Source organism: Pseudomonas ulcerans (genome assembly GCF_036324125.1).
Lineage (GTDB): Bacteria > Pseudomonadota > Gammaproteobacteria > Pseudomonadales > Pseudomonadaceae > Aquipseudomonas > Aquipseudomonas ulcerans.
Window position 1 is genome coordinate 59,628 of sequence record NZ_JAZDQN010000033.1, and the last position, 11,784, is coordinate 71,411.

The following is an 11,784-nucleotide window of genomic DNA, read 5'->3' on the forward strand; positions in this document are numbered from 1 at the left end:
ATGAGCAAGCGTCTGCAAGGAAAGATCGCCTTCGTCACCGGTGCCGGCTCCGGCATCGGTGAAGCCACCGCCCTGCGCTTCGCCGAGGAGGGCGCCGTGGTGGTGCTCTGCGGCCGTCGCCACGAACCGCTGCAGGCCGTGCAGGAGAAGATCCTGGCCCACGGCGGCAAGGCGGAGATCGCCGTGGCCGATGTCAGCGACGAACAGGGCTACGTCGCCGCCCTGGAAGCCACGGCCAAGCGTCACGGCCGCCTGGATATCCTGGTCAACAACGCCATGGCCTATACCTGGGGCGGCATCGACAGCATGAGCACCGCCGACTGGCACGCCAACTTCGGCACCACGGTGGATGGCACCTTCTGGGGCACCCGCACTGCCATGCGCCTGATGCGTGACAGCGGTGGCGGCGCGATCGTCAACATCGCCTCGATCTGCGGGCTGTTCGGCACCGCCTGGATGGCCGGCTACTCGGCCGCGAAGGCCGCCGTGATCAACTTCAGCCGTGCCGCCGCCAGCGAAGGCGCGCCATACAAGGTGCGGTGCAACGTGGTCATCCCCGGCGTGGTCGACACCCCGGCCACCGCCGGCATGCTTGGGGACGCCAAGGCTCGGGAGAACACCGAAAAGGTCATCCCGATGAAGCGCGTCGGCCTGCCGGTGGAGCTGGCCAACGCCATCCTGTTCCTGGCCAGCGACGAAGCGTCCTATGTCACCGGGGCCAGCCTCAGCGTGGACGGCGGACGCAGCTCCGACCTGTACACGGTGCTGGACTGATGAGCATGGACGACACTTCGCTGCTGCAGCGCATCGACCGCCTGGAATCCCTCGATGCCATCCGCCAGCTCGCCGGCAAGTACGCCCTGGCCTTGGACATGCGCGACATGGACGCCATGGCCAACTGCTTCGCCGCGGATGTGCGGGTCGGCCGCGAGCTGAGTGGTCGCGCGCACCTCAAGGCGTGGCTCGACGAGACCATGCGCAAGCAGTTCCACGGCACCTCGCACCACCTGGGCCAGCACATCATCGAGTTCAGCGACCCGGACCATGCCACCGGCGTGGTCTACTCGAAGAACGAGCACGAGACCGGTCCCGAGTGGGTGATCATGCAGATGCTCTACTGGGACGACTACGAGCGTATCGACGGGCGCTGGCATTTCCGCCGGCGCCTGCCGTGCTACTGGTACGCGACCGACCTGAACAAGCCGCCGATCGGTGGCCTGAAGATGCGCTGGCCGGGGCGCGAGCCCTATGCGGGAACCTTCCACGAGCTGTTCCCGTCGTGGGATGCATTCTGGGCCCGGCGACCGGACAAGGACGAGCTGCCGCAGGTGGCCGAGCCGGCACCGCTGGAGGGCTTCCTGAAGACCTTGCGCAGAGGCGCGGGGGACCCGAGGATCCGCGTGCGTTGAGCGGTTTCCAGGCTGCCCGTGGCGGGCTGCGCAAGGAGCCGGCCGCGGGCTACCTGATATTTCTGTCAGTTGTGGGCGGTGCCAGGCGGTGCTCGAATGAGCACTCTGCCTTCCGGCATCCGCGAGACCGAAATCATGGACACCACTGCACTGCAAGGCCAATCCCGGGACCTCGGACTGGAACTGTCGCGAACCGCGCTGTACCCCCCCTTGAGCCATGACGGCGTTGAACTGGTGCAGTTCTCTACCACCGTAGCGCAAGCGGTTGCATTCGAATACACGCTCAATGGTGTGCCCGGCGAGGTTGCCGGCTTCAGCCTGTACCAGGGGCACAACAACGGAAACCTGCGCATCGACCGCGCATTCATTGCCCAGTACCAGGGCGGCTGGCCGGCCCGGTTAGAAATCCAGGCGTACCAGGATGAGGTGTTGATGGACAGCGCGACCGTGCTCCTGCACGACACTCGCAACATGGTCGTTCATCGTTGCGAGATCACGGTGTCCCCCAACCCGCTCAACATTGTTGCGGAAGTGGAGAACCAGGCGAGCGTTTCTGCAGCGTTCTTCGATGAAAACGGACTGGGCTTGCCGGATCAGGAAATGAGCTGGGAGGTTGATCTGCCCCAGGCACCACCCGGCGTGGTTCTGGAGGGGCGACAGATAAAAGTGTCTCCTGAAGCGCAGCCTGGCGAGGTAGTGGTCCGGGTGAGGCAGGGGGCGGTTTTCGAAGACAGCACGACGCTGCTGATGCAGCCAGCCGAGGATATCGGCCTGGAGTTGAACCAGTATCATCTCTATCCCCCCTTGCTCAATCCCGGCCCGCTGGTGCTGTGGATCAAGACCAGCCTGGCGGACGAGTCCGGGCTCGGCTACAGGTTCACCATCAATGACGCGCCTTTCGCCACGGGCGTGGGAATCCTCAGGATGGAGGACACCGGCGCGTTCGGCATTGTCTTCGAAAACCACTTCGTCACCAGCTTCCCCGGAGCCTGGCCAGCACGGCTGCGCCTGCTGGCCTATATCGACAAGTCCCTCGTCGCCAGCACCACGCTGTGGCTGTACGACACCAAGGTGATGGAATGCCACTCCATCGACCTTGAATTCCGGCCCTCGGATACCGTCGCCATTCCCGATACCGCCACCGTGGGGGTGGTGGCCATGGCCCGGCTGCATGACGCCAACGGCATCCTGTTGCCTCACGACGAGGTGAACTGGAGTGCCAGCCTGATCGAGCCGGTGGAGGGCGTCGAGATGCTGGGGCACGTAGTGCTGGTCAGTCCCCAGGCCAGGCCGGGCACCTTCCGCGTGGGCGTGCGCGGGCCGGGCGGCCTGAACCGGGCCAGGGTGCTGACCCTGACCTGAGCCGCCAGCGCTGCCAACCAATCCGGACACCCTACATCCGCCCAGGAGGCGTGCCAGCATGTCTACCACCCAGCAGTCCCAGTACTTCAACCAGACCACCTTGCGTAACAGCCTGGGAAGCGGCGACCTTGAGGCTGCGCTGCTGTTCGCCCAGGTATCGGTGCTGCCCCAGCACCACGCGACGACCCCGGACGAATTCAAACCGTGGCTCGTGGCGCGGCGCAAGACGCTGGTACTGTTCAAGCCGCTGAACTTCTCCAGTCCCCTGACCGTTGTAATGATGACCGTCGACGGCCAGTTTACGACCGTGATGGCGTACCCACATGGGTTGCCGACGGTAACCGAGCGTTCCAGTGACAGTGCCTACGCCAACAACGCCTATGGCGAGTTGTTCTGGAGTGCCGTCATCCCGGCCAAGTACGTCGAGCGGGGAATGAGGCTGGAATTCAAGGCGGCAGGCATGGAGGGTACTCACCACGCCACCAACATCGGTGCGGCGGGAGAGTTGCTGCTCAATACCATCGATATCGGCATGCTCACACCCAACCGGCGGCTGTTCATCGATGAATTCAGCCCGGAACGGCAGCGCCAGTTCTTCCAGACGACGCCCTGCAGCCGCCTGGTCGTCAACCAGTACGAGCCGGTGCATTTCGAGGTTATCGAACTGCCCGACGGCACCCGCTACACGGATCATTCGGCGACCAAAGGCGGCTGGCTCGAAGGCGACCTGCGGGAACTGATCGGCAAGCAGTTGGTGTCCCTCGGGATCAACAATGCCGCCCTTGGCATCCACAGTTCTCCCGGCAGCGGCGAGGACGGCCTCAACCGCCACTGGGTGGTCGCGCAATTGACTGCCCACAGTTCCGTGGGCAACTACACCAATGGCCGGGTGGTCCACGGCGGCTCGGGCGGCGGCAGCATGGTGACCCTTGAACGTTGCTCGGGAAACGAGTTCAGCCATGAGATCGGCCACAACTACGGCCTCGGTCACTACCCTGGCGGCTTTGCCGGCACGGTTCACCGCGCGGCTGCATCGCCCAACTCCACCTGGGGCTGGGACAGCGACAAGAATGTATTCCTGCCCAACTTCCACAAGAACCGTTCGGGAGAGTCCACCTGCCAGGACGGGGAGTGCGAGGCGCCGTTCCATGGCCACGCATTCGGTCGGGACACCATGGGCGATGGCTATCCGCTGTTTCCGCAGACCAACGAGTACACCATGCTCACCCCCTATAGCCAGAGGGTGGCGCAGACCTTCATGGAAAGCCGGGCGGTGTTCAGCAAGACGTCCTCGACCGGCTACAGGAAGTGGGATCCAGTCACCACGCGCATGGTGGAGTGGGGCGAGCTGTATCGTGCGACGCCCGAAGAGGCGGGTGGCGGCGGCCTCGCCAGGCTGTTCAAGACCTTCCAGCGGGTCGAGGTGGATATCTTCGACGGGCAATGGGCAGCGCAGATCTACCTGCCGACTGCGGGGTCAGCCAATATCGGCAAGGAGGCACGCATCATTCACCAGGCTACCTGGGACACCACCCTGCATTTGAATGGCAGCACCCTGCTGTTGAAAAGGGGAGACGTGTGGAACTTCGTCTACCACGATGGCTCCTGGCAGCTGTTCGAGGAATTTCCCGGCCATGTCGCTGGCCGGCCGCAGGCAATCGGAGTACCAGCCACTACGCTGCTGGGCTACTACGATCCGGACCTGCAACGAGCCGGCATCGTCTACCCGGCCCTGCACTGCGTCTACGGGGTTACCCATGTGACTGCCAGTGATGCGGAGGTCGAAAACGCACGGTGCTATGCGGTGGTCAACAATTCCAAGGACGAGGAGCTGCGTTTCATTCTGCACGGCACCCGCTTGAAAGCCGGCGAGCTGAACCGCTTCCACTTCAACGTGCCACAGGATTTCCAGGCGACCCACCTGCGGGTGATCTGCAACGGTACCCGGAACGTCTACGGTGTCCTCGCTCCGCCAAAAGGCACGGCGCGGGTGACCTTCAGTGGCAGTGATCCTGACTGAGCGATAAGGCAGGGCTCTATCGGAGGTGAATCCCGGGCTGTTCAGCGCACCCGGGGTTCCCTCGGCATCTCCAACGTCCGCTCGGCGATCACATTGTGCTGAATCTCGTTGCTGCCGCCGTAGATCATGTCCGAGCACGTCCATCGTCAGCTTGCCCGGCTCGGCATGCCAGTTGGGCGAGGCCACCGGTGTGGTCCATTCGAAGAACGAGCACGAGACCGGCCCCGAGTGGGTGATCATGCAGATGCTCTACTGGGACGACTACGAGCGCATCGACAGGCGCTGGCATTTCCGCCTGCGCCTGCCGTGCTACTGGTACGCGACCGATCTGAACAAGCCGCCGATCGGGGGCCGGAAGATGCGCTGGCCGGGGCGCGAGCCCTATGCGGGAAGCTTCCACTAGCTATTCCCGTCATGGGATGCGTTCTGGGCCACACGGCCGGACAAGGACGAACTGCCGCAGGTCGCCGAGCCGGCACCGCTGGAGGGCTTCCTGAAGGCCTTGCGCAGAGGGGCGGGGGACCCGAGGATCCGCGTGCGCTGAGCGGTTTCCAGGCCGCCCGTGGCAGGCTGCGCAAGGAGCTGGCCACGGGCCACCTGATATTTCTGTCAGTTGTGGGTGGTACAAGGCGGTGCTCGAATGAGCACTCTGCCTTCCGGCATCCGCGAGATCGAAATCATGGACACCACTGCACGGCCAGGCCAATCCCGGGACCTCGGACTGGAGCTGTCGCGAACCGCGCTGTATCCCCCCTTGAACCACGACGGCATCGACCTGGTGCAGTTCACTATCAACGTGGCGGAGGCGGTGGCCTTCGACTTCACCCTGAACCGGACCAGGGTGCTGACGCTGACCTGACGCTGCCGTGCTGCCAACCAATTCAGAGGTGATCCACCCAGTCAACCTATTCCGCCCGGGAGGCGTCCCTTTATGTCCGAGAATCGCTCCATCCTGTACTTCAACGAACGCGTGCTTAACAACGACCTGGTCGGCGAGCTCCGGGGCAGCGTGCTGTTCGCCCAGTCCTCGATTCCCTCTTCGCGCCAGACGCCGGTTCACGGTGACAGGCAGCCGCGGCTGGTCGGGCAGCGTACCACTCTGGTGATGTTCAAACCGATCAGCGATATCCGGCGCAGTGATGGCATCGAGTTGCGCTACGGCGACTTCGTCATCCAGATGTCTCCTCCCGAGGCCTTGCCGCCTGTCACCGAACGGGACAGCGACCCGGAATACGCCAGAATCGTGTACGCCGAGAATGTCTGGAGCACGATCGTTCCATGGCAGTACATCGTCCCGCGCGTCGACCTGGAATTCAGCTCTGGTGATCTCGAGGGCACCTACTCCTGCCCCGATATGAGCGCCCCTGGCGAACTGCTGCTCAACACCATCGACATCGGCATGCTCACCCCGAACCGGCGCGAATTCATCGATGTCTTCACTCCGGAGCGACAGCGCCAGTATTTCCAGACCCTTCCTTGCAGCAGGCTGATCGTGAACCAGTACGAGCCGGTGCATTTCCAGTTCATCGGCCTGGCCGACGGCACCCGCTACATGGATCACTCGGCGATGAAGGGCGACTGGCACAATGGCGACCTGCGTCAGCGGATTGGCAAGGAGCTGATCTCCCTGGGGATCAACAATGCCAGCCTCGGCATCCATTCTTCGCCGGGCAGCGGCGAGGACGGGTTGAACAAGCATACGGTCGTGGCGCAGTTGACCGCCCACAGCTCCGTGGGCAACTACAGCAACGGCAGGGTCGTGCATGGCGGCTCCGGTGGCGGCACCATGGTCACCCTGGAGCACTGCGTCGGCAACGAGTTCAGTCACGAACTGGGGCACAACTATGGCCTGTCCCATCATCCTGGCGGCTTCGATGGCTCGGTGCACCGTGCCGCAGCAGGCACCAACTCGACCTGGGGCTGGGACAGCGACAAGAATGTGTTCATCCCCAACTTCAGCAAGGAGCGCACAGGCAATGAGGTCTGCGAAGGCGGGATCTGCGAGCCACCGTTCCATGGCCATGAGTTTGGTCGTGATGCCATGTCGAGCGGGCACACCTTCTATCCACAGACCAATGGCTATACCCCGTACACGCCCTGGACCCTGAAGGCCGCCCAGCAGTTCCTGGAAAACAACGCGATCTTCAGCCAGTCCTCTTCCACCGGCTATCGGAAATGGGACGAGTCCGAATGGGCCATGGTCGAGTGGGGCGAACTCTACCGTGCTGGACCTGACGAGCTGGACCTGGCCTCGATGACCGACCTGCTCAAGCGCTACAAGCGGGTCGAGGTGGACCTGGGCGACGACCATTGGGCGGAGCATGTGTACCTGCCGGCGGCAGGCACTGCCGGCAACGGCAAGGGTGTGCGCATCGTCCACAATGCAAGCGCCGATACGGTGCTGTACCTCGGCAGCACCCCGGTCACGCTGAAGAAGGGCGACATGCTGAAGTACGAGGTGCAAGGCAACTGGGCCAAGGTGGATGAGTTTTCCGTGAATGTCGCCGGCACGCCGGAACAGGTCGGGGTTCCGGTCACCACGCTGCTGGGATATTACGACCCGGATCAGGATGGCGGTGGCGTCATCTATCCGGCGCTGCATTGTGCGTACGGCGTGACCCATCCCGGTACCCGGGAGACAGATGCGATGCGCGAACGCTCCTATGCCGTGGTTTTCAATGGACGGAGCGAGCGGCTCTACTTCGTCCTGGCCGGAGAACGGCTGAACGAAGGCGAGGGCAATCGCTTTCATTTCAACATTCCACAGTCTTTCGAGCCGATACTCGTCGAGATCTACTGCAACGGAAGACAGAACGCCCAACGCGGCATCGACCCGCCCAAAGGTACAGCGCGGGTGACGTTCAGCGGCAGGGACTGAAAGGTGTGGAGGACGGCCGCCGTCGCGGCCGTTCGCTCAAGCGCGTGGTCGTGACCGAGCAGGGCCATGGCGATCTTCCAGCCATCTTCGTGGAAGATCACCTGCGGGCTGATGCTCAGGCCGCGTTACTGATATTTCTGTCAGTTGTGGCCCTGGGTAAAAACTGCTGCAATCGACTCTTCCCGCCGCGCGTCGTTCGTTTTGCCGGTTCCCGCAATGCCGTGAGGAACGCGTCATGAACACCATTACCCCGGGTAGCGCCGCAAAGCTCATCGAGCTCGAGTTCTCCAGCACAGACCTGTACCCGCCGCTCAAGGGCAGCAGCGCCCTGGTCATGGTCAGCATGGCGCCCCAGGCGCCGAAGGACCTCAGCTTCCAGTTGTTGCTGAACGGCCAGGCAGGCACACCCGCAGGCATGCGGCTGGACCTGTTGCCGGAGGAGGGAAGCGGCAATCTGCTAGTGGAGCGGGCGTTCATCGAGCAGTACCAGGGAATCTGGCCCGCGCAGTTGAAACTGCGGGCATTGCGCGACGGCGTGGTGCTGGACGAGGCGATCCTGACCCTGCACGACACCCGCAGAATCGCTCCAACCCGGATGGAGGCGAACGTCGATCCATCGACCACCATCGTCATACCCACCTCGGGCGATGCCTGGGTGACCATCGTGCCGACCTTCTTCGATCGCAATGACGTGCTCCTGCCGCTTCAGGAACTGAACTGGTTCGTCCAGCTCTATGGCCAGCCGGTCGGGGTGGTCCACAGGGGCCATGTGTTGCAGATCACTCCGCGTGCGGAGCCCGGCAAGGTCCAGGCCATGCTGCACAGCGGCTATGGCCTGCAGTTGACCATTACCCTGACACTGGAGCTGGGAACGGCCAGTGCTCCCACGGAGGAGTTCGAGCTGGAGGTCAGCCACCGTCACCTTTATGCCCCGGTCTCCCTCGGCACCACCGCGTTGATCACCTATGAACCCGCCAGGCCCGTGGTGGGTGTGGTGCGCTATGTGGTCAAGGTCAACGGCCAGGAACACGACTACCCCGGCATGGTGGTGACCGATACGGTCGGCACCGGGCAGAAAGGCAGCATCCGCCTCGACAGCCGCTTCCTCGCCACGTTCCAGGGGACCTGGCCGGTCGTCGTGAGCATCGAAGTCATGCACAACTTCAAGCCAGTGGCCACCGGCGAGGTGGTGCTGCACAACCTGCGCACCGGTCTGCGGCCACCGGTACGGGCCGAGTGGAACAGTCCACCTGCCGGTTCGCCGATCACTATCCCGACGGATCAGGCGATCCATGTCATTGCCATGGTGTTCTTCTACGACGAGAACGGTGCGCAGTTGCCATACCGGGAGCCGGAACTGTGGCAATGGTCGGTCGACCTGCCGACACCCTATGAAGGTATCGGCATGATCAAGCACGTGATCGAGGTGACGCCACAGGCCCGTCCCGGGCAGTTCGAGCTGGTCGCCTCCGAGAGCAAGGGTCTGACCAGCCGCATGACCTTCACTCTGGTCTGAACGACGGCGCCCGGGCCTCGCGCGGCATGTCCAGGGCTCGCTCGGCGATCACATTGCGCTGAATCTCGTTGCTGCCGCCGTAGATCATGTCCGAGCGGGTGAACAGGAACAGTGACTGCAAGCGGTTCAATTCATAAGGCGCAGCATCGAGGATCTCCGCCTGCGGTCCGAGCACGTCCATGGCCAGCTTGCCCAGCTCGGCATGCCAGGTGGACCAGGCCAGCTTGTAGATCATCGCCTCCCGGGCCAGACGGCCGTCCTGCGGGCCGGAGAGCATGCGCAGCGAGTTGTAGCGCAGCACCTTGAGTCCGGCCCAGGCCCGGGCGATGCGCTGGCGCAGCAGCGGGTCGCGGCTGGCGCCGTTGTCGCGGGCGATGCGGATCACCTCGTCGAGTTCGTTCTGGAACAGCATCTGCTGGCCCAGGGTCGAGACGCCGCGCTCGAAACCGAGCAGGGCCATGGCGATCTTCCAGCCATCGCCCGGCGCGCCGACCAGGTTCGCCACCGAGGTGCGCGCCTGGTCGAAGAACACCTCGTTGAACTCGCTGGTGCCGGTCAGTTGCTGGATCGGCTGCACGCGGATCTGCGGCTGGTGCATCGGCACCAGCAGGAACGACAGGCCCTGGTGCCCGCTGCTGCCGGGTTCGGTACGGGCGAGGACGAAGCACCAGTCGGCTTCATGGGCCAGCGAGGTCCAGACCTTCTGCCCGCTGATCAGCCAGTATTCGCCGCTGTCGTCCAGGCGCGCGCGGGTCTGCACGTTGGCCAGGTCGGAGCCGGCGCCGGGCTCGGAATAGCCCTGGCACCAGAACTCCGTGCCCTTGAGGATGCCCGGCAGCAGGCGGCGTTGCTGGTCCTTGCTGCCGAATGCGGCCAGGGTCGGGCCGAGCAGGCCTTCGCCGATGTGGCCCATGCGCCCGGGACCACCCGCGCGGGCATATTCTTCGTGGAAGATCACCTGCTGGCTGATGCTCAGGCCGCGTCCGCCGTGCTCCGCGCTCCAGCCCACGCCGGTCCAGCCACCGCCGGCCAGTTCCTGTTCCCAGGCCTTGCGCTCCTCGGGAAAGCTGTGTTCGTCGCCGGGCCCGCCGCGAAAGCGCAGGGCGGCGAAGGGCCCGCGCAAATGGGCGGCCAGCCATTGCGCGATCTCTTCGCGGAAGGCTTCGTCGGCGCTGCTGAATCCGATCTTCATGCGTGTTCTCCCATGAGCTGCGCGGCCAGGCGTTCGCCATGCCAGGCGGGGTTGCCGAGCATCTGTTCGCTGGCGCGGGCGCGTTTGAAATACAGGTGCGGGTCGTACTCCCAGGTGAAACCGACGCCGCCATGCAGCTGGATCGACTCCGCGGCACAGTGGAAGAACGCCTCGCTGGCGTGGATCCTGGCCGTGGCGGCGGCCATGCCCAGTTCGCCCGCCAGGGCCGTATCGCCGCCGGGCAGCAGGCGTTCGCCGGCCACGCAGGCGCCGTACCAGGCCGCCGAGCGTGCGCATTCCACCTGCAGCATCATGTCCGCGCAGCGGTGCTTGATCGCCTGGAAGCTGGCGATGCTGCGGTTGAACTGCTTGCGCTCGGCGATGTAGGCGAGGCTCAGGTCCAGGCTCTGCTGGGCGCCGCCGACCTGCTCGGCGGCCAGGCCGATGGCGGCGATGTCGAGCACGTCGCGCAGCAGCGACCAGCCCTGGCCGGGGGGCGTGAGCAGGCAGGCGTCGGTGAGGTGGACAGCGTGCAACTCGATGTGCCCGAGGCGACGGGTCTGGTCCATCGTCGGCAGCCCATGGCGGCTGACCCCGGGGCTGTTGGCAGGCAGGGCGAACAGGCTGATGCCGTTCTCGCCGTGGCTTGCCGGGGTGCGCGCGGCGACGATCAACAGGTCGGCCTGGGCGGCATCGACCGCCAGGGCGAAGTGGCCATCGAGCCGATAACCATCGGCTTCGGGCCGTGCGATCGCCTGCACTGCGTCGGCGTCCAGCGCACCGTTGCTGCTGAAGGCCAGGGTCGCCGAGGTGTCCCCAGCGGCGATCGCGCCCAGCCACTCGGCCTGCAGTGGCGGATTGTCCGCCAGTAGCAACGCCGGTGTGGCCAGGCAACTGGTGGCGAACAGGGGCGAGCCCAGCAGGAAGCGCCCGCACTGCTCCAGCAGCAGGGCCAGTTCGACGAAGCCAAGGCCCATGCCGCCGTGCTGCTCCGGCACCATCAGCGCCGGCCAGTACAGCTCCTGGCCGATGCGCCGCCACAGGTCCGGGTCGTAGCCGTCGGCGCGGATCATGCCGGCGCGCACGGCCGCCGAATCGCTGGCCTGGGCCAGGAAACGCTCGGCGCTGTCGCGGATCATCAATTGCTCTTCGGTAAAGGCGAACTCCATGAAGGCTGTCTCTGTGTCTCGATAGATGAGCCAGTCTAGGGTTGGCGCTTATGGCCTCGAATCATTGAAACGGACTAGTCTGCCGGCCTACGCTACAACGGCATCGGCATGGGGATCTGCACATCCTTTGTTCTGTGGTGCTGGTGCTGAGATTGCGAGCATATCCGGTCGCGGCGGCGACTGCGCCGGCGCTTTCCGCCTTTACGGCGGGTCCATTTTGTCTTGGCAAAATGGACGA

At 64.5% G+C, this 11,784-nt stretch carries 10 protein-coding genes and 1 pseudogene; 9 read left to right on the forward strand and 2 right to left on the reverse strand.

The window, feature by feature from the left end:
• The 9 genes and pseudogenes from V0R59_RS23735 (at position 1) to V0R59_RS23775 (ending at position 9,185) form a co-directional block, all read left to right on the forward strand.
• Positions 1 to 774: an SDR family NAD(P)-dependent oxidoreductase gene (locus V0R59_RS23735; RefSeq protein WP_330077627.1), complete on the forward strand. Its 774-nt coding sequence runs from the start codon at positions 1 to 3 to the stop codon at positions 772 to 774.
• Positions 775 to 779: 5 nt separating this feature from the next.
• Complete coding sequence (locus V0R59_RS23740) at positions 780 to 1,409, forward strand: nuclear transport factor 2 family protein (RefSeq protein WP_330077626.1); 630 nt, start codon at positions 780 to 782, stop codon at positions 1,407 to 1,409.
• 96 nt (positions 1,410 to 1,505) lie between these two features.
• Positions 1,506 to 2,771, forward strand: a complete 1,266-nt coding sequence (locus V0R59_RS23745; RefSeq protein ID WP_330077625.1) for a hypothetical protein — start codon at positions 1,506 to 1,508, stop codon at positions 2,769 to 2,771.
• Positions 2,772 to 2,829: 58 nt separating this feature from the next.
• Complete coding sequence (locus V0R59_RS23750) at positions 2,830 to 4,791, forward strand: M66 family metalloprotease (protein WP_330077624.1); 1,962 nt, start codon at positions 2,830 to 2,832, stop codon at positions 4,789 to 4,791.
• A 181-nt stretch (positions 4,792 to 4,972) separates the two neighbouring features.
• Positions 4,973 to 5,335 (forward strand): annotated as a pseudogene (locus V0R59_RS23755) (nuclear transport factor 2 family protein); the annotation flags it as partial.
• A gap of 96 nt (positions 5,336 to 5,431) precedes the next feature.
• Positions 5,432 to 5,650, forward strand: a complete 219-nt coding sequence (locus tag V0R59_RS23760; RefSeq protein WP_330077623.1) for a hypothetical protein — start codon at positions 5,432 to 5,434, stop codon at positions 5,648 to 5,650.
• 72 nt (positions 5,651 to 5,722) lie between these two features.
• Complete coding sequence (locus V0R59_RS23765; protein WP_330077622.1) at positions 5,723 to 7,669, forward strand: M66 family metalloprotease; 1,947 nt, start codon at positions 5,723 to 5,725, stop codon at positions 7,667 to 7,669.
• A gap of 5 nt (positions 7,670 to 7,674) precedes the next feature.
• Complete coding sequence (locus tag V0R59_RS23770) at positions 7,675 to 7,908, forward strand: hypothetical protein (protein ID WP_330077621.1); 234 nt, start codon at positions 7,675 to 7,677, stop codon at positions 7,906 to 7,908.
• Complete coding sequence (locus V0R59_RS23775; protein WP_330077620.1) at positions 7,905 to 9,185, forward strand: hypothetical protein; 1,281 nt, start codon at positions 7,905 to 7,907, stop codon at positions 9,183 to 9,185. The genes V0R59_RS23770 and V0R59_RS23775 overlap by 4 nt, the downstream gene beginning before the upstream one ends.
• Here the strand turns inward: V0R59_RS23775 and V0R59_RS23780 are convergent.
• Together V0R59_RS23780 and V0R59_RS23785 are read right to left on the reverse strand one after the other, a co-directional pair.
• Positions 9,172 to 10,377 (reverse strand): acyl-CoA dehydrogenase family protein, encoded by a 1,206-nt coding sequence (locus V0R59_RS23780; protein ID WP_330077619.1) that lies wholly within the window; start codon positions 10,375 to 10,377, stop codon positions 9,172 to 9,174. The two genes, V0R59_RS23775 and V0R59_RS23780, sit on opposite strands and share 14 nt — an antisense overlap.
• Positions 10,374 to 11,546, reverse strand: a complete 1,173-nt coding sequence (locus tag V0R59_RS23785) for an acyl-CoA dehydrogenase family protein (protein WP_330077618.1) — start codon at positions 11,544 to 11,546, stop codon at positions 10,374 to 10,376. Before V0R59_RS23785 ends, V0R59_RS23780 begins: the two co-directional genes overlap by 4 nt.
• Positions 11,547 to 11,784: the final 238 nt, after the last annotated feature.

What these genes read in the sequence shown, in the direction of transcription:
- V0R59_RS23735 (WP_330077627.1), top strand. Translation starts at nt 1, where the DNA reads ATGAGCAAGCGTCTGCAAGGAAAGATCGCCTTCGTCACCGGTGCCGGC.
- V0R59_RS23740 (WP_330077626.1), top strand. Translation starts at nt 780, where the DNA reads ATGGACGACACTTCGCTGCTGCAGCGCATCGACCGCCTGGAATCCCTC.
- V0R59_RS23745 (WP_330077625.1), top strand. Translation starts at nt 1,506, where the DNA reads ATGAGCACTCTGCCTTCCGGCATCCGCGAGACCGAAATCATGGACACC.
- V0R59_RS23750 (WP_330077624.1), top strand. Translation starts at nt 2,830, where the DNA reads ATGTCTACCACCCAGCAGTCCCAGTACTTCAACCAGACCACCTTGCGT.
- V0R59_RS23760 (WP_330077623.1), top strand. Translation starts at nt 5,432, where the DNA reads ATGAGCACTCTGCCTTCCGGCATCCGCGAGATCGAAATCATGGACACC.
- V0R59_RS23765 (WP_330077622.1), top strand. Translation starts at nt 5,723, where the DNA reads ATGTCCGAGAATCGCTCCATCCTGTACTTCAACGAACGCGTGCTTAAC.
- V0R59_RS23775 (WP_330077620.1), top strand. Translation starts at nt 7,905, where the DNA reads ATGAACACCATTACCCCGGGTAGCGCCGCAAAGCTCATCGAGCTCGAG.
- V0R59_RS23780 (WP_330077619.1), bottom strand. Translation starts at nt 10,377, where the DNA reads ATGAAGATCGGATTCAGCAGCGCCGACGAAGCCTTCCGCGAAGAGATC.
- V0R59_RS23785 (WP_330077618.1), bottom strand. Translation starts at nt 11,546, where the DNA reads ATGGAGTTCGCCTTTACCGAAGAGCAATTGATGATCCGCGACAGCGCC.